Annotated in this window: 14 protein-coding genes; 8 read left to right on the plus strand and 6 right to left on the minus strand. The window is 60.0% G+C overall.

The genetic code is table 11. The annotated features are described in order from the left end of the window. Positions 1 to 107: 107 nt before the first annotated feature. From ACZZZ4_RS13215 to hisC, 5 genes are all read left to right on the plus strand, one after another. Positions 108 to 347, plus strand: coding sequence for a BolA family protein (locus ACZZZ4_RS13215; protein WP_016771670.1), 240 nt, complete (start codon positions 108 to 110; stop codon positions 345 to 347). Positions 348 to 369: 22 nt separating this feature from the next. Further along, the gene (gene murA, locus ACZZZ4_RS13220; RefSeq protein WP_016771669.1) at positions 370 to 1,635 is read left to right on the plus strand and encodes a UDP-N-acetylglucosamine 1-carboxyvinyltransferase; all 1,266 of its coding nucleotides are present in this window, start codon (positions 370 to 372) and stop codon (positions 1,633 to 1,635) included. Between the two features lie 128 nt (positions 1,636 to 1,763). Further along, positions 1,764 to 2,399, plus strand: coding sequence for an ATP phosphoribosyltransferase (hisG, locus tag ACZZZ4_RS13225; RefSeq protein WP_016771668.1), 636 nt, complete (start codon positions 1,764 to 1,766; stop codon positions 2,397 to 2,399). 125 nt (positions 2,400 to 2,524) lie between these two features. Then, positions 2,525 to 3,862 carry a histidinol dehydrogenase gene (hisD, locus tag ACZZZ4_RS13230; protein WP_463547991.1) on the plus strand — a complete coding sequence of 446 codons (1,338 nt, stop codon included), beginning with the start codon at positions 2,525 to 2,527 and terminating at the stop codon, positions 3,860 to 3,862. 3 nt (positions 3,863 to 3,865) lie between these two features. Then, positions 3,866 to 4,918 (plus strand): histidinol-phosphate transaminase, encoded by a 1,053-nt coding sequence (gene hisC / locus ACZZZ4_RS13235; RefSeq protein WP_463547992.1) that lies wholly within the window; start codon positions 3,866 to 3,868, stop codon positions 4,916 to 4,918. Between the two features lie 72 nt (positions 4,919 to 4,990). On the opposite strand, the gene ACZZZ4_RS13240 is transcribed toward hisC, so the two are convergent. The 4 genes from ACZZZ4_RS13240 to algW form a co-directional block, all read right to left on the minus strand. Continuing rightward, positions 4,991 to 5,419, minus strand: a complete 429-nt coding sequence (locus ACZZZ4_RS13240; RefSeq protein WP_463547993.1) for a hypothetical protein — start codon at positions 5,417 to 5,419, stop codon at positions 4,991 to 4,993. Between the two features lie 377 nt (positions 5,420 to 5,796). Then, complete coding sequence (locus ACZZZ4_RS13245; protein ID WP_463547994.1) at positions 5,797 to 6,516, minus strand: DUF4198 domain-containing protein; 720 nt, start codon at positions 6,514 to 6,516, stop codon at positions 5,797 to 5,799. Between the two features lie 12 nt (positions 6,517 to 6,528). Further along, positions 6,529 to 8,634, minus strand: a complete 2,106-nt coding sequence (locus tag ACZZZ4_RS13250) for a TonB-dependent siderophore receptor (RefSeq protein WP_463547995.1) — start codon at positions 8,632 to 8,634, stop codon at positions 6,529 to 6,531. A gap of 88 nt (positions 8,635 to 8,722) precedes the next feature. Beyond that, positions 8,723 to 9,880, minus strand: a complete 1,158-nt coding sequence (gene algW, locus ACZZZ4_RS13255; RefSeq protein ID WP_463547996.1) for a Do family serine endopeptidase AlgW — start codon at positions 9,878 to 9,880, stop codon at positions 8,723 to 8,725. Between the two features lie 104 nt (positions 9,881 to 9,984). Between algW and ACZZZ4_RS13260 the strand changes: the two genes are divergently transcribed. From ACZZZ4_RS13260 to cysN, 3 genes are all read left to right on the plus strand, one after another. Beyond that, entirely contained in the window at positions 9,985 to 10,743 is a 759-nt protein-coding gene (locus ACZZZ4_RS13260) for a Nif3-like dinuclear metal center hexameric protein (RefSeq protein ID WP_463547997.1), read from the plus strand. A gap of 255 nt (positions 10,744 to 10,998) precedes the next feature. Further along, on the plus strand, positions 10,999 to 11,916 hold the full coding sequence (gene cysD, locus ACZZZ4_RS13265) for a sulfate adenylyltransferase subunit CysD (protein WP_007912374.1): 918 nt from the start codon (positions 10,999 to 11,001) through the stop codon (positions 11,914 to 11,916). A gap of 9 nt (positions 11,917 to 11,925) precedes the next feature. Beyond that, the gene (cysN, locus tag ACZZZ4_RS13270; protein WP_129999918.1) at positions 11,926 to 13,824 is read left to right on the plus strand and encodes a sulfate adenylyltransferase subunit CysN; all 1,899 of its coding nucleotides are present in this window, start codon (positions 11,926 to 11,928) and stop codon (positions 13,822 to 13,824) included. A 232-nt stretch (positions 13,825 to 14,056) separates the two neighbouring features. On the opposite strand, the gene ACZZZ4_RS13275 is transcribed toward cysN, so the two are convergent. After that, positions 14,057 to 14,962 carry an acyltransferase gene (locus ACZZZ4_RS13275; protein ID WP_122740679.1) on the minus strand — a complete coding sequence of 302 codons (906 nt, stop codon included), beginning with the start codon at positions 14,960 to 14,962 and terminating at the stop codon, positions 14,057 to 14,059. Then, positions 14,963 to 17,074, minus strand: a complete 2,112-nt coding sequence (gene pta, locus ACZZZ4_RS13280) for a phosphate acetyltransferase (RefSeq protein WP_463549275.1) — start codon at positions 17,072 to 17,074, stop codon at positions 14,963 to 14,965. Positions 17,075 to 17,099 lie beyond the last annotated feature (25 nt).

A 17,099-nucleotide genomic window follows, 5' to 3' on the forward strand; every position in this document is an offset into this window, starting at 1 on the left:
TCTATAAAGAAGCCCCCCGTCAGAGTCCTGCGTTGCGGGGTTCGCAGGCGCGGGGCTTTTTGTATGATGTCCGACCCGTGCGCACAGGGCGCCGATTGAGGTTGAGCATGCAGGCCGTAGAAGTGAAGAGCTTCCTTGAAGGAAAGCTGCCAGGAACGCTGGTAGAAGTTGAAGGCGAAGGCTGCAACTTCCAGCTGAACGTGATTAGCGATGAACTGGCGGCGTTGAGCCCGGTGAAGCGTCAGCAGCAGGTCTATGCCCATTTGAACCCATGGATCACCGATGGCAGCATCCATGCGGTCACTATGAAATTTTTCAGCCGCGCGGCCTGGGCCGAGCGCACCTGAGCCCTAGGGCGTCGAGATACTAATGGATAAATTGATTATTACCGGTGGCGCTCGTCTTGATGGCGAGATCCGCATTTCCGGCGCGAAGAACTCCGCCCTGCCGATTCTGGCCGCGACCTTGCTGTGCGATGGCCCGGTCACCGTTGGCAACCTGCCGCACCTGCACGACATCACCACCATGATCGAGCTGTTCGGGCGCATGGGCATCGAGCCGGTGATCGACGAGAAGCTCAGCGTCGAAATCGACCCGCGCACCATCAAGACCCTGATCGCCCCGTACGAACTGGTGAAAACCATGCGTGCGTCGATTCTGGTACTAGGCCCTATGGTTGCCCGTTTCGGTGAAGCCGAAGTCGCACTGCCTGGCGGTTGCGCCATCGGTTCGCGTCCGGTTGACCTGCACATCCGCGGTCTGGAAGCCATGGGCGCGGTCATCGACGTCGAAGGCGGCTACATCAAGGCCAAGGCGCCTGAAGGCGGCCTGCGCGGCGCGCATTTCTTCTTCGACACCGTCAGCGTGACCGGTACCGAAAACATCATGATGGCCGCTGCACTGGCCAAAGGCCGCAGCGTGTTGCAGAACGCCGCGCGTGAGCCTGAAGTGGTCGATCTGGCGAACTTCCTCAACGCCATGGGCGCCAAGGTTTCCGGCGCCGGCACCGACACCATCACCATCGATGGCGTCGAGCGTCTGGGTTCGGCTTTCTACAAGGTCATGCCTGACCGTATCGAAACCGGCACCTACCTGGTCGCTGCTGCCGTGACCGGTGGCCGCGTCAAGGTCAAGGACACCGATCCGACCATTCTCGAAGCAGTGCTGGAAAAGCTGCGTGAAGCCGGCGCGGAAATCACCTGCGGTGAAGACTGGATCGAGCTGAACATGCACGGCAAGCGCCCGAAAGCGGTCAACGTGCGCACCGCGCCGTACCCGGCGTTCCCGACCGACATGCAGGCCCAGTTCATTTCGCTCAACGCCATTGCCGAAGGCACCGGTGCAGTGATCGAGACGATCTTCGAAAACCGTTTCATGCACGTGTACGAACTGCACCGCATGGGCGCGCATATCCAGGTTGAGGGCAACACCGCGATCGTCACCGGTATCGAGAAGCTCAAGGGCGCGCCAGTCATGGCCACCGACCTGCGCGCATCGGCCAGTCTGGTGATCTCGGCATTGGTGGCGGAAGGCGACACGCTGATCGACCGCATCTACCACATCGACCGTGGTTACGAGTGCATCGAAGAAAAACTGCAAATGCTGGGTGCCAAGATCCGTCGGGTTCCGGGCTGATCGCTGCATCGGGACACAGGGACGTGTCCGTTGAATTCGTTTCGAGTCGAGGGTGTACGCACCCTCGATGTGTGTCCGGCGCCGATTGCGACCGGGCATGAGTACCTTGATAAGGACTGACGTTTCCCATGTTGACCATCGCACTGTCCAAGGGCCGCATCCTTGACGACACCCTGCCGCTTCTCGCTGAAGCGGGCATCGTGCCGACCGAGAATCCGGACAAGAGCCGCAAGCTGATCATTCCCACGACCCAGGACGACGTGCGTCTGCTGATCGTGCGTGCCACCGACGTGCCGACCTATGTCGAGCATGGCGCGGCCGACCTCGGCGTCGCCGGTAAGGACGTGCTGATGGAATACAGCGGCCAGGGCCTGTACGAGCCGCTGGACCTGCAGATCGCCCAGTGCAAGTTGATGACCGCCGGCAAGATCGGCGCCGCCGAGCCCAAGGGCCGTCTGCGCGTGGCGACCAAGTTCGTCAACGTTGCCAAGCGTTATTACGCCGAGCAGGGCCGTCAGGTCGACATCATCAAGCTGTACGGCTCGATGGAACTGGCGCCGCTGATCGGGCTGGCCGACAAGATCATCGACGTGGTCGACACCGGCAATACCCTGCGCGCCAACGGCCTGGAGCCACAAGAATTGATCGCCACGATCAGCTCGCGCCTGGTGGTCAACAAGGCTTCAATGAAAATGCAGCACGCTCGAATCCAGGCGTTGATCGACACCCTGCGCAACGCAGTGGAATCGCGACACCGCGGCTGATCTACCAGCGCGGCCCGAGGCCGCGCCGTCTATCCGCCTCATAGCCAGAATTCTCAGGTGCCCAAGCGGATCGAATGCTAGTTTCGGGCGCCTGAGTTTTTGCCAATTCCTATGAGGCTCTCGCTATGACCGCAACCACTGCAATTCGCCGACTCAACGCTGCTGACCCGGATTTCGCGCATCATCTGGGTCATCTGCTGAGCTGGGAAAGTGTGTCTGACGACTCGGTCAATCAGCGCGTGCTGGACATCATCAAGGCTGTGCGCGAGCGCGGTGACGCGGCGCTGGTCGAGTTCACCCAGAAGTTCGACGGCCTCGAAGTCGCCTCGATGGCCGACCTGATCCTGCCGCGCGAGCGCCTCGAATTGGCCCTGACCCGCATCACCGTGCCGCAGCGCGAGGCCCTGGAAAACGCCGCCGCGCGGGTACGCAGCTATCACGAAAAACAGAAGCAGGACTCCTGGAGCTACACCGAAGCTGACGGCACGGTGCTCGGCCAGAAAGTCACGCCACTGGATCGTGCAGGTCTGTACGTGCCGGGCGGCAAGGCTTCGTATCCGTCGTCGGTGTTGATGAATGCGATTCCGGCTAAGGTGGCCGGCGTCACCGAAGTAGTCATGGTCGTGCCAACCCCGCGCGGTGAAATCAACGAGCTGGTGCTGGCCGCTGCCTGCATCGCCGGGGTCGACCGCGTGTTCACCATCGGTGGTGCGCAAGCGGTTGCCGCACTGGCTTACGGCACCGAAAGCGTTCCGCGTGTCGACAAGGTTGTCGGCCCGGGCAATATCTATGTCGCCACTGCGAAGCGCCATGTGTTCGGCCAGGTCGGTATCGACATGATCGCCGGTCCTTCGGAAATTCTTGTGGTCTGCGACGGCCAGACCGATCCGGACTGGATCGCCATGGACTTGTTCTCCCAGGCCGAGCACGACGAAGACGCGCAAGCGATTCTGGTCAGCCCCGACGCCGAGTTTCTCGACAAGGTGGCCGCAAGCATCAATAAATTGCTGCCGACCATGGACCGCGCGACCATCATCGAAACTTCGATCAATGGCCGCGGTGCGTTGATTCAAGTGAGCGACATGGCGCAGGCGATCGAAGTCGCCAACCGCATCGCCCCGGAACACCTGGAATTGTCGGTCGCTGATCCACAAGCCTGGCTGCCGCAAATTCGCCACGCTGGCGCGATCTTCATGGGTCGCCACACGTCCGAAGCGTTGGGCGATTACTGTGCCGGCCCGAACCACGTATTGCCGACTTCGGGCACCGCGCGCTTCTCCTCGCCGCTGGGCGTCTACGACTTCCAGAAACGCTCATCGATCATCTTCTGCTCCGAGGCCGGCGCTTCCGAGCTGGGCAAAACTGCATCGGTACTGGCCCGTGGCGAATCACTGAGCGCCCACGCGCGCAGCGCTGAATACCGCATCAAAGACCAAGACTTTCTGAAAGGGCAGGGGAACTGAGCGATGAGTAAATTCTGGAGCCCGTTCGTCAAGGATCTGGTGCCCTACGTGCCAGGCGAACAGCCGAAGCTGACCAAACTGGTCAAGCTCAATACCAACGAAAATCCGTATGGCCCGTCGCCAAAAGCGCTGGCGGCGATGCAGGCCGAGCTCAACGACAACCTGCGCCTGTACCCGGATCCGAACAGTGACCTGCTGAAAAACGCCGTCGCCGAATACTACGGCGTGCAAACCAGTCAGGTGTTCCTTGGCAACGGTTCGGACGAAGTGCTCGCGCACATCTTTCACGGCTTGCTGCAACACGATCAGCCGCTGCTGTTTCCGGACATCAGCTACAGCTTTTATCCGGTCTACTGCGGTCTGTACGGCATTGAATTCGACGCGGTGCCGCTGGATGCGCAATTCCAGATCAACCCGGCCGACTACGCCAAACCGAACGGCGGGATCATTTTCCCCAACCCGAACGCCCCGACCGGGTGCCTGCTGGCGCTGGACGCGGTCGAGCAGATTCTCAAGGCCAGCCCGGATTCGGTGGTAGTCGTGGATGAGGCCTACATCGACTTCGGTGGCGAGACGGCGATCAGCCTGGTGGATCGCTACCCGAACCTGCTGGTGACGCAGACGCTGTCCAAGTCACGCTCGCTGGCCGGCCTGCGTGTCGGTCTGGCGGTAGGGCACCCGGATCTGATCGAGGCGCTGGAGCGGATCAAGAACAGCTTCAACTCCTATCCACTGGATCGTCTGGCGATTGTCGGCGCGGCGGCGGCGTTTGCAGACCGCGAGTATTTCGACAAGACCTGTCGTCAGGTGATCGAGAGTCGCGAGTGGGTGGTCGCGCAGTTGCAGGCCAAGGGCTTTGAAGTGCTGCCGTCGGCGGCCAACTTCATCTTCGCGCGGCACCCGCAGCATGACGCGGCGGGCCTGGCGGCCAAGCTGCGCGAGCAGGGCGTGATCGTGCGGCACTTCAAGCAGCAGCGGATAGCGCAGTTCTTGCGGATATCGGTGGGTACGCCGGAGCAGAATCAGGCGTTGATTGATGGGCTTGGTGGTTTATAGGACTTCGCCTTACTTGTCGATAGCGCATTCCTGTTTTTCCATTTATGGCGAAACAGGAGTGCGCCACACAGTTTATTGAAAAGTTATTTCGAACCAGAATGTCCCTTTTAAACTATATATCTTGGTTTGCGTAATGAAACTGTAATTGCCCTCCACAATTTTTCCGTCGTTTTTTATCCGGATAGTCGTTTTGCCGGATCCGGCTTCGTAAGCTTTTTCATTTGTGTGAAATGCCCATCGATAAGGTACTTGACTGAAATCATCAAAATCCAGCGTGTATTCGTTTCCTGGTTTCAGGTGCTTCGGAAAAGTAAGATGTATTGTAATTCTATCTGTCCCGGTTTCAGCATTTGTTGCTGATAACAATCCCGCGCCACTAGGGATAATATGGAAGGTGGGCCATTTTGCGAGCGTGTGCTCCTGTTCATCGTTTAATTGATAGGTAATGTACCCATATATTCCGGTGTGTTTATCGAGCTTTGCTCTTGATATGTCGCCCATAATTGTCTCCTTGAAAAGTCCCGCCCAGTGATAAAAGTTACACTAGCGGCTTTCAAGAGATGGGGTAACTGTCATTGTTGACAGTCTTTTATGCGAGTTTGCTCTGTGGTTTATAGCGCGATGTAATAATGAAAGCCGCTCGTGAGTAACTTACGGGCCAGACGATTGAGATTGATGGCCTGGGAGACCTCTAAAGCAAAAAGCCCCTCAGCCTAACCCTCTCCCGGAGGGAGAGGGACTGAATGGGGAATATTGCAGAGGTTCACCGACTTGATCGATTTGTATTGAATCCATAGTCGACTCAGTCTTTTTTCAGGTCGCTGTATCCTGCAAGACAACTCGGTCTGCCCCCTCTTCCTACGGGAGAGGGCTGCGCTTTATTCGTGGTGTGGTTCACCGAGGAAGGTCAGTGAGGTAAACAAACCTCGACTATCCACATCTGCGCTACCTTTCACCGGCACTTCTACCTGCGCGGCAATCACATTCAACCCTTCATTCCTCACCAACACCTGCGCCCGACCATCCTTGTCAGTTTCGGTGCTCAGCGTGTTCGGCGCGCTGCGGTAATCGCCATACAACTTCACCCCCGCCGCCGGTTTGCCATCGAGCAATACGCGCACCGGCAGCGAATTCCCCGGTCCGACCGTCAGCGGATCAATCTCGGGCACAATCAGCAACTTGATCTGATCGAGCTTCGGCAACTTCGCCCCCGGCTGATAGATCGCCAGGCTGTACTTGAACGTCTGCGTGGCCTCGGTGGCGCCGGGTACTTTGCTGCGTCCTTCGTTGACCCACTTCTTGTCCGCCGTCTGCGACCACATGCCATTGTTCAGCGCCACGGCCATCACCGCAGGCGACTTCAGCGGTTTCAAGCGTGCGTGATCGGTGAGCCGCTCAACGCTGACCGGAATCATCTTGCCGCCGGCGTCATAAGCCCAGGCGCCGCTGATCTTCCGCGCCTTGAACGCGTTGTCTTCTGCGCCATGGCCGTAGACCACTTCGATGTTGCCGCGTCGTTCTTCTGTCCACAGGCCATGGGCCGATACCTGACCAGTGAACAGCGCAGCGATGAGCAGAAGGGATTTGCCGTAGTGCATGGTGACGTCCTTTTACAGGTTGAGTGTCAGGCTGACGGTGAAATTGCGTGGCTCGCCGGGGTTGACCCAGTAGTTGCTGTAGGAGCGCTCGTAGTATTTCTCGTCGAATATGTTGTTCAGGTTCAGGCCGACGGTGACGTTGTCGCTGGCCTTGTAGTGCGCGAGCAAGTCGACGGTCTGGTAGGCCGGCAATTCGAAGTCGCTGCCGGATTCGCCCGAACGATCACCGACGTAGGTGAACGCTGCACCGACGTCTGAACCGCGCAGTCGGCCATCCTGAAATTCATAAACACCCAGCAGACTGCCGCTGCGTTTGGCCACGCCGAGGATGCGGCTGCCGGTGGGAATGGTCGCGTCGCCCTTGGTCACCTCGGCGTCGATGTAGGCGAAGGCGCCGATGACCCGCACTGCGTCGGTCACCTGGCCGCTCACTTGCCAATCGAAACCCTGACTGCGCGCCTTGCCCATGGCGCGGCTGGTGTCGGTGCCCGGATCGAGGGCGAGAACGTTTTCCTTGTCGATGTGGAAGAAGGCGAGGGTGCTGCTCACGCGCTCATCGAACAGCTCGTTCTTGATCCCCACTTCGTAACCGACGCCTTCTTCCGGGTCGAAGGATTTGCCGGAGGCATCCAGGCCGTTGTTCGGTTTGAACGAGGTCGAGGCGTTGGCGAACAGGCCGGTGTTTGACGTGAGCTGATAGAGCAGGCCGGCGCGTTGGGTCAGCGCGTCGTGGCGTTGCTGGCTTCTGGCGGTGCGGCTGTGATCGTCGATGCGCTGATCGAAATGCTCGAAGCGCGCGCCGAGCATGCCGCGCAGCTTGTCGGTGAAGATGATCTGGTCCTGCAGATTCAGCGCATGACTTTCGACGTGTTCAAAAAAGTCGGTGCCCGAGCGTGCGCCGTTGGGTTTCGGCTGGCCGTAGACCGGCTTATAGATGTCGATGGCGTAGGGGCCGCCAGCAATGGTGGTGACGCGTTCGTCCTTGCGGTAATTCTCGTACTCGGTGCCGATCAGCAACTCATGCTGCCACGCACCGAGGTCGAACAGACCGCGCAGTTCCAGTTGGGTGATGCTGTCGTGCCAACTCGTGTCGCGTTCGCGCAAGCGGCGGTTGACCGTATGGCCGTCGGCGTTCAGCGGTCGTGCTTCGGAAGCGTCGCCCCAGAGCTTGCCTTCTTTGTAGTGACTGGCCAGACGCAGTTTCCAGCTGTCGTTCAGATGGTGCTCAAGGGTGGCCTGGAGCAGGTTGTTGTGGTTGTCGATGTTGCCGTCGTTGGGTTCGCCCAAGAACGTCGAACGGGATACGCCGCTCCACTTGTTGTTCGGCGCCACCACGCCACGATCGAACGTCGAGTTGTGACGGACGATTTCGCTTTCCACCAGCAGCGAGGTGTCCGGGTTCAACTGCCAACTGAACGAAGGCGCGACGAATACCCGCTGGCTGTCGACCTGGTCGCGAAAGCTGTTGTTGTCTTCTACGGCGAGGTTGATACGCGAGAGCACATTGCCCTGTTCATCGAGGGGCGTATTGACGTCCAGCGCGGTGCGATAACGGTCCCAACTGCCGGCGCTGGTCTGCAATGTAGCGAATGCTTCAGGCTGCGGCTTCTTGGTGACGATGTTTACCGTGCCGCCGGGATCGCCCCGGCCGTACAGGCTCGCCGCCGGGCCTTTGAGCACTTCGATGCGCTCGATGTTCGCTGCATCTGGCGTGCTCGGATAACCGCGATTGGCACTGAAGCCGTCCTTGTAGAACTCGGACGTGGTGAAGCCGCGCACGCTGTATTCGTACAGGGTCAGGCCGCCGAAGTTGTTCTGCTTCGACACGCCGCCGGCAAAATCCAGCGCGCGTTCGACGCTGCTGCTGCCCAGATCCGAGAGCACACTGGCCGGAACGACGCTGATGGCTTGTGGGATATCGCGAATCGCCGTGTCGGTTTTGGTCGCACTGGCCGAGCGAGTCGCGCGATAACCGCTGACCGGGCCGGTGGGTGATTCGTAGTCGGAAGTGACGCTGATGGCTTCCAGCTCAACGGGCTGCGGCTCATCGGCGAAGGCGGGATCGCAGAGCAAACCCAGGGTCAGGCCGAGTAGTGAGGCCTTTTTGCGAGACGACATGTTATGTTGTTCCAATTGCTAGAATTGAAACAATATAACATGCCCGTTGAGAATGTCTGTTATTCGCGCCGCTGGCGCGAAAACATTTTTACTCTTCTTTTTCTTTGACCGGTGCCGGTGGTGGACGAAGGCCGATTTCAGCGGTCAGCTTCAGCTCTTTGCCGTTGCGCATGACCTGGATCGTCACCTTGTCGGTCGGTTTGATCCGCGCCACCTGATTCATCGAGCGGCGACCGTCGCCGGCCGGCTCGCCATCGATGCTCAGAATTACATCGCCCAGTTGCAGGCCGGCTTTCTGCGCCGGGCCGTCACGGAAGATCCCGGCGACGACAATCCCCGGACGCCCGGACAAGCCAAACGACTCGGCCAGTTCCTGCGTCAGCGGCTGCACTTCAATGCCCAGCCAGCCGCGAATCACCTGACCGTGCTCGATGATCGATTTCATCACTTCCATCGCCAGTTTCACCGGGATGGCAAAACCGATGCCTTGCGAGCCGCCGGATTTGGAAAAGATCGCCGTGTTGATGCCGGTGAGGTTGCCGTTGGCATCGACCAGCGCACCGCCGGAGTTGCCCGGGTTGATCGCCGCATCGGTCTGGATGAAGTCTTCGTAGTTGTTCAGGCCCAGCTGATTGCGGCCGGTGGCGCTGATGATGCCCATGGTCACGGTCTGGCCGACGCCGAACGGGTTGCCGATGGCCAGTGCGACGTCGCCGATGCGGATGTTGTCGGAGCGGCCGACGGTGATCGCCGGCAGGGTTTTCAGATCGATCTTCAATACCGCGAGGTCGGTTTCCGGGTCGCTGCCGATCACGCGGGCGAGTGTTTCGCGGCCATCCTTCAGCGCCACGACGATCTGGTCGGCGCCGCTGGTGACGTGGTTGTTGGTGAGGATGTAGCCTTCCGGGCTCATGATCACCCCGGAACCGAGGCTCGATTCCATGCGCTTCTGTTTCGGCGAGTTGTCGCCGAAGAAGCGGCGGAACTGTGGATCCTCGAACAAGGGATGCGCCGGTTTGTTGATGACCTTGGTGGTGTACAGGTTGACCACCGACGGCGCGGCGATGCTTACCGCGTCGGCATAGGACACCGGGCCCTGTTGCACGATCGTTGTCTGTGGCGCCTGTTGCAGATTGACATCGAGGCTCGGCAGCCCGACCCACTCGGGGTAACGCTGAATAATCAACAGAGCGATAAGCACACCGGCCAACAGCGGCCAGCCGAAAAAACGCAGCGCCTTGAGCATTAAGCACGTTCCTGGAAAGGTTGCAGGCGAGGTCAGACCGCCCATAATGTCGCGCATTATACGAGGCCGCGCGTGCCTCTGAACGGGATATTTAGGAGTCTTTCATGGCCGTTGCCCTCAGCACCCTCGTCGAAGAAGCCGACCGTTACCTGGCCAGTGCGAAAATCGCCGATTATTGCCCCAACGGTTTGCAGGTCGAAGGCCGCCCGCAGGTGATGCGTATCGTCAGTGGCGTCACCGCCAGCCAGGCGTTGCTTGATGCCGCCGTCGAAGCCGAGGCCGACCTGATCCTGGTCCATCACGGTTATTTCTGGAAAGGCGAAAACCCCTGCGTCACTGGCATGAAACAGCGCCGCTTGAAGACCTTGCTCAAGCACGAAATCAGTCTGCTCGCCTATCACCTGCCGCTGGATCTGCACCCGGACGTCGGCAACAACGTGCAACTGGCGCGTCAGCTCGACATCACTGTCGAAGGTCCGCTGGATCCGAGCAACCCGAAAGTCGTCGGGCTGGTCGGTTCGCTGAATGAGCCAATGACCGCACGGGATTTCGCGCGCAAGGTGCAGGAAGTCATGGGCCGCGAGCCGCTGTTGATCGAAGGCAGCGGCATGATCCGCCGCGTCGGCTGGTGCACCGGTGGTGGCCAGGGTTATATCGATCAGGGCGTGGCGGCGGGTGTCGATCTGTTCATCAGCGGCGAGGCCTCCGAGCAGACGTTTCACAGCGCTCGGGAAAACGACATCAGCTTCATCGCCGCCGGCCACCACGCCACCGAACGCTATGGCGTGCAGGCGCTGGGTGAGTATCTGGCGAAGCGTTTTGCCCTGGAGCACATCTTCATCGATTGCCCGAATCCGATCTGAGGTTAAACATCTCTCCAATGTGGGAGGGGCTTGCTCCCGAAAACGGTGTGTCATTCGACGATGATTTCGAATGACACAACGCTTTCGGGAGCAAGCCCCTCCCACAGGAAAAGCAGCTGTTCGGCCTAACTGGCAGGCATATTGATATACCCTTTCGATCTAGTTGGCGTCCTGATTAGAAGAGGTCGCTGTGCTAGGATTCCCCGCTCGAACACGGCCCGCTGGCCGTTCATAAGAAAGCTTTCGTGAGTAGCCATGGTCGACAAACTGACGCATCTGAAACAGCTGGAGGCGGAAAGCATCCACATCATCCGCGAGGTGGCCGCCGAGTTCGACAACCCGGTGATGCTGTACTCCATCGGTAAAGACTCCGCCGTGATGCTGCACCTGGCACGCAAGGCGTTCTTCCCGGGCAAACTGCCGTTTCCGGTGATGCACGTCGACACCCGCTGGAAATTCCAGGAGATGTACAAGTTCCGCGACAAGATGGTCGAAGAACTGGGCCTGGATCTCATCACCCATATCAACCCCGATGGCGTGGCGCAGAACATCAACCCGTTCACCCACGGCAGCGCCAAGCACACCGACATCATGAAAACCGAAGGCCTGAAACAGGCACTCGACAAGCATGGTTTCGACGCAGCTTTCGGCGGCGCCCGTCGCGATGAAGAGAAATCCCGCGCCAAAGAGCGCGTGTACTCGTTCCGCGACAGCAAGCACCGCTGGGACCCGAAAAACCAGCGCCCCGAGCTGTGGAACGTCTACAACGGCAAGGTCAACAAGGGCGAATCCATCCGTGTGTTCCCGTTGTCGAACTGGACCGAGCTGGACATCTGGCAGTACATCTACCTCGAAGGCATCCCGATCGTGCCGCTGTATTTTGCTGCCGAACGCGAAGTGATCGAGAAGAACGGCACGCTGATCATGATCGACGACGAGCGCATCCTCGAGCACCTGTCCGACGAAGACAAAGCGCGCATCGTGAAAAAGAAAGTGCGGTTCCGCACCCTTGGCTGCTACCCGTTGACGGGCGCGGTGGAGTCCGAGGCCGAAAGCCTCACGGACATCATTCAGGAAATGCTCCTGACGCGAACTTCCGAGCGCCAGGGCCGGGTCATCGACCACGATGGCGCAGGCTCGATGGAAGACAAAAAACGTCAAGGCTATTTCTAAGGGGCTGTCATGTCGCACGCATCTGATTTGATCAGCGAGGACATCCTCGCCTACCTGGGCCAGCACGAACGTAAAGAGCTGCTGCGCTTTTTGACTTGCGGTAACGTCGATGACGGCAAGAGCACCCTGATCGGGCGCCTGCTGCACGACTCGAAAATGATCTACGAAGATCACCTCGAAGCGATCACCCGCGATTCGAAGAAATCCGGCACCACCGGTGACGACATCGACCTGGCATTGCTGGTCGACGGTCTGCAGGCAGAGCGGGAGCAGGGCATCACCATTGATGTCGCCTACCGCTATTTCTCCACCGCCAAGCGCAAATTCATCATCGCCGACACCCCCGGCCATGAGCAGTACACCCGCAACATGGCCACCGGTGCGTCCACCTGTGACCTGGCGATCATTCTGGTCGACGCTCGTTACGGCGTGCAGACCCAGACCCGTCGGCACAGCTTCATCGCGTCCCTGCTGGGGATCAAGCACATCGTCGTCGCTATCAACAAGATGGACCTGAAGGACTTCGACGAGGGCGTGTTCGAGTCGATCAAGGCTGACTACCTGAAGTTCGCCGAAGGCTTGAAGATGAAGCCGACCAGCATGCACTTCGTGCCGATGTCTGCCCTCAAGGGCGACAACGTGGTGAACAAGTCCGAGCGCTCGCCGTGGTACACCGGCCAGTCGCTGATGGAAATCCTCGAGACTGTCGAAGTCGCTGGCGATCGCAACTTCACCGATCTGCGTTTCCCGGTGCAATACGTCAACCGTCCGAACCTGAACTTCCGTGGTTTCGCCGGTACGCTGGCCAGCGGCATCGTGCACAAGGGCGACGAAGTCGTAGTGCTGCCGTCGGGCAAGAGCAGCCGGGTGAAATCCATCGTCACTTTCGAAGGTGAGCTCGAGCACGCCGGCCCAGGTCAAGCGGTGACGCTGACCATGGAAGACGAAATCGACATCTCCCGTGGCGACCTGTTGGTGCATGCCGACAACGTGCCGCCGGTGACCGACAGCTTCGAAGCGATGCTGGTGTGGATGGCTGAAGAGCCGATGCTGCCGGGCAAGAAATACGACATCAAACGCGCCACCAGTTACGTGCCGGGCTCGATCGCCAGTATCGTCAACAAGGTCGACGTGAACACGTTGGAAGAAGGCCCGGCGAGCGCATTGCAGCTCAACGAAATCGGCAAGGTGAAGATCGCCCTCGACGCGCCGATCGCCCTCGATGGTTACGACAGCAACCGCACCACCGGCGCATTCATCGTCATCGATCGCCTGACCAACGGCACCGTTGGCGCCGGCATGATCGTCGCTCAGCCTGTAACGCATGGCACCGCCACCCACCACGGCAAACTGGCCCACGTGGCGACTGAAGAACGTGCCCAGCGCTTCGGCCAGCAACCGGCTACCGTGCTGTTCAGCGGTCTGTCGGGCGCGGGCAAAAGCACTCTGGCATACGCGGTCGAGCGCAAGCTGTTCGACATGGGCCGCGCGGTGTTTGTCCTCGATGGCCAGAACCTGCGTCACGATCTGAACAAAGGTCTGCCGCAGGATCGCGCCGGGCGCACCGAAAACTGGCGTCGTGCCGCGCACGTGGCGCGTCAGTTCAACGAAGCAGGGCTGCTGACATTGGCCGCGTTCGTTGCGCCAAGTGCCGAGGGTCGCGAGCAAGCCAAGGAACTGATCGGCAAGGATCGCTTGCTGACGGTCTACGTGCAGGCCTCGCCGACCGTGTGCGCCGAGCGTGATCCGCAAGGTCTGTACGCCGCTGGCGGCGACAACATCCCGGGCGAATCCTTCCCGTACGATGTGCCGCTCAATGCCGACCTGGTGATCGACACGCAGTCGCTGAGCCTGGAAGAAAGCGTCAAGCAAGTGCTGGAGCTGTTGCGTCAGCGTGGCGCGATCTAAGGCAGAAGCAGCGGCAAGCTTTTAGCTGCAAGCGGAAAGAAAAAGCCCGTCGATGAGTGACCATCGGCGGGCTTTTTTTGTGCTAGGTGATCGTTCCCACGCTCCGCGTGGGAATGCCTCATTGGACGCTCCGCGTCCGCTTCGGCAGGGACGCGGAGCGTCCGGGCTGCATTCCCACGCGGAGCGTGGGAACGATCAACTGTGGGAGCGAGCAGGCTCACTCCCACAGGGGTCAGTGTTTGGGGGGAAATTCGCGGTGCATCTGCTCCAGCAACGCATCCTTGTCCAGCCACAGCTGGTTGATCCAGCCCTGAAACTGCAAGCGGTACTCGCCGTCCTGGTCGTAGTTCTTGCCGATGAAGGCCGGCGGAATTTTGATCTCTTCAAAATGCACCACCACATCGCGCACATTGCCGCAGAGCAAATCCCAGAACCCCGGACGCCCGGCCGGGTAGTGAATCGTCACGTTAACGATCGACTCCAGTTGCTCGCCCATCGCATCCAGTACAAACGCAATGCCGCCAGCCTTCGGTTTGAGCAGATATTTGAACGGCGATTGCTGCTGCGCATGCTTGCCTTCGGTGAAGCGTGTGCCTTCGACGAAGTTGAAAATTCCCACCGGGTTATGGCGGAATTTCGCACAGGTCTTGCGCGTGGTTTCCAGGTCCTTGCCTTTTTTCTCCGGGTGTTTTTCCAGATACGCCTTGGAGTAGCGCTTCATGAACGGAAAGCCCAGCGCCCACCAGGCGAGGCCAATTACCGGCACCCAGATCAGCTCCTGCTTGAGGAAAAACTTCAGCGGTTGGATCTTGCGGTTGAGCACGTATTGCAGCACCAGGATATCCACCCAGCTCTGGTGGTTGCTGGTTATCAGGTACGAGTGCTGATAGTCGAGGCCTTGCAGGCCGCTGAGGTGCCAGCGGGTACGACGGACAAGATTCATCCAGCCCTTGTTGTTGCTGATCCACGCCTCGTGGGTGTGGCTCATCAGCCAACCGGCAATGCGCTGGGTAAAGGCAAACGGCAGGGCCTTGACGAGCGCCACGCAGAACAGGAACGAGCAGAGCAGAATCGTGTTGAGCGCCAACAGCAGCGAGGCGATCACGCCGCGCACGGGTGCGGGTAGAAAATCCAGCATTTACACATCCATAGGTCGGTTGGCGGCTTGAATCGCGGTGAGCGCGATGGTGTAGACGATGTCATCGACCTGCGCGCCGCGCGGCAGGTCGTTCACCGGTTTGCGCAGGCCTTGCAGCATCGGCCCGAGGCTGACGCAATCGGCGCTGCGTTGTACGGCTTTGTACGTGGTGTTGCCGGTGTTCAGATCGGGGAATACAAACACTGTGGCTCGCCCGGCGACCTGACTGTTCGGCGCCAGTTGCCGCGCCACGTCGGCGTTGGCGGCGGCGTCGTATTGCAGCGGGCCGTCGATCAAGAGCGAGTGCTGTTGTTCGTGGGCGAGCAGGGTGGCTTCGCGAACTTTTTCGACTTCCTCGCCAGTCGCCGATTCGCCGCTGGAATAGCTGATCATCGCCACCCGAGGGTTGATGCCGAATGCGGCCGCCGAGTCGGCGCTTTGCAGGGCGATTTCGGCCAGTTCGGCAGCGCTTGGGTGCGGGTTCATCACGCAGTCGCCGTAGACCAGCACTTCTTCCGGGAACAGCATGAAGAATACCGACGACACCAGCGTGCAGCCCGGCGCGGTCTTGATCAGTTGCAAGGCCGGGCGGATGGTATTGGCGGTGGTATTGATCACACCCGAGACCAAGCCGTCGACCTCGTCCAGCGCAAGCATCATGGTGCCGATCACCACGGTGTCTTCCAGTTGCTGCTCGGCCATTGGTGCATTGAGGCTTTTGCTTTTGCGCAGGGCGACCATCGGTTCGACGTAACGCTCACGGATATGGTCCGGGTCGAGAATTTCCAGACCCGGCGGCAGCACGATCCCTTGGGCGCGGGCGACCGCTTCGACGTCCGCGGGTTTAGCCAGCAATACGCAGCGGGCGATCCCGCGTTCCTGACAGATCGCCGCTGCTTGCACGGTGAACGGCTCGCTGCCTTCAGGCAGGACGATGCGCTTGTTCGCCGCTTGCGCGCGCTGGATCAATTGATAGCGGAACACTGCCGGTGACAGGCGCATCTCCCGTGGGGTGCCGCAGCGCTGGTGCAGCCAGTTGGCGTCGAGGTGGCTGGCGACGAAATCGGTGATGATCTCCGCGCGCTCGCGGTCATCGATGGGGATTTCCTTGTTCAAGCCATTGAGCAGGTTGGCGGTGTCGTACGAGCCAGTGCTTACCGACAACACCGGCAAACCGGCCTGCAACGCGCCCCGGCACAGGTCCATGATGCGCGGGTCGGGCAGGGTGTCGCTGGTCAGCAGCAGGCCCGCCAGCGGCACGCCGTTGATCGCTGCGAGGCTGACGGCGAGGATGATGTCGTCGCGATCGCCCGGCGTCACCACCAGCACACCGGGCTTGAGCAGCTCGACGGTGTTGCGCATGGTCCGTGCGCAAATGATGATGTTGCTCATGCGCCGGGTTTCGTAGTCGCCCGCGTTGAGCACTTGCGCGCCCATCAGGTCGGCGACGTCGCGCGTGCGCGGCGCGTTGAGTTCCGGCTGAAACGGGATGCAGCCAAGCAAGCGGAAATCACCGCTACGCAACAACGGCGAATGCTCCTTCAGCCGCGTGGCGAAGGCCTCCATGCTCTCGTCGGTCTTGACCTTGTTGAGGATCACCCCGAGTACTTTCGGGTCTTTCGGGCCACCGAATAATTGCGCTTGAAGCTCGACACGGCCAGAAAGCTCGGCGAGCACTTCGTTTTCCGGCGCCGAGACCAGAATCACCTCGGCATCGAGGCTTTTGGCCAAGTGCAGATTGACCCGCGCGGCGTAACTGGCGCTACGGGTCGGCACCATGCCTTCGACCACCAGCACGTCTTTGCCGATGGCCGCTTGCTGATACAAGGCGATGATTTCTTCGAGCAGTTCGTCGAGCTGACCGTCGCCGAGCATACGTTCGACGTGCGCCAGACCCAACGGCTGCGGCGGCTTCAGGCCGTGGGTGCGCGCCACCAGTTCGGTGGAACGTTCAGGGCCAGTGTCGCCCGGATGTGGCTGGGCGATCGGTTTGAAGAAGCCGACTTTCAGCCCGGCGCGTTCAAGCGTGCGCACCAGCCCGAGGCTGATGGAGGTCAGACCCACGCCAAAATCGGTGGGGGCGATAAAAAAGTTTGCATGGGAATTCTCTATGCAAGGGTGTCAGCCTATGTCTGGC

It is taken from the genome of Pseudomonas sp. AC252 (assembly GCF_979258105.1).

Excerpts from the sequence above, each read along its gene's own strand:
- cysN (WP_129999918.1), top strand. The coding sequence starts at position 11,926 with ATGTCGCACGCATCTGATTTGATCAGCGAGGACATCCTCGCCTACCTG.
- ACZZZ4_RS13250 (WP_463547995.1), bottom strand. The coding sequence starts at position 8,634 with ATGTCGTCTCGCAAAAAGGCCTCACTACTCGGCCTGACCCTGGGTTTG.
- ACZZZ4_RS13245 (WP_463547994.1), bottom strand. The coding sequence starts at position 6,516 with ATGCACTACGGCAAATCCCTTCTGCTCATCGCTGCGCTGTTCACTGGT.
- murA (WP_016771669.1), top strand. The coding sequence starts at position 370 with ATGGATAAATTGATTATTACCGGTGGCGCTCGTCTTGATGGCGAGATC.
- ACZZZ4_RS13240 (WP_463547993.1), bottom strand. The coding sequence starts at position 5,419 with ATGGGCGACATATCAAGAGCAAAGCTCGATAAACACACCGGAATATAT.
- ACZZZ4_RS13260 (WP_463547997.1), top strand. The coding sequence starts at position 9,985 with ATGGCCGTTGCCCTCAGCACCCTCGTCGAAGAAGCCGACCGTTACCTG.
- hisC (WP_463547992.1), top strand. The coding sequence starts at position 3,866 with ATGAGTAAATTCTGGAGCCCGTTCGTCAAGGATCTGGTGCCCTACGTG.
- hisD (WP_463547991.1), top strand. The coding sequence starts at position 2,525 with ATGACCGCAACCACTGCAATTCGCCGACTCAACGCTGCTGACCCGGAT.
- hisG (WP_016771668.1), top strand. The coding sequence starts at position 1,764 with ATGTTGACCATCGCACTGTCCAAGGGCCGCATCCTTGACGACACCCTG.
- ACZZZ4_RS13275 (WP_122740679.1), bottom strand. The coding sequence starts at position 14,962 with ATGCTGGATTTTCTACCCGCACCCGTGCGCGGCGTGATCGCCTCGCTG.
- algW (WP_463547996.1), bottom strand. The coding sequence starts at position 9,880 with ATGCTCAAGGCGCTGCGTTTTTTCGGCTGGCCGCTGTTGGCCGGTGTG.
- ACZZZ4_RS13215 (WP_016771670.1), top strand. The coding sequence starts at position 108 with ATGCAGGCCGTAGAAGTGAAGAGCTTCCTTGAAGGAAAGCTGCCAGGA.
- cysD (WP_007912374.1), top strand. The coding sequence starts at position 10,999 with ATGGTCGACAAACTGACGCATCTGAAACAGCTGGAGGCGGAAAGCATC.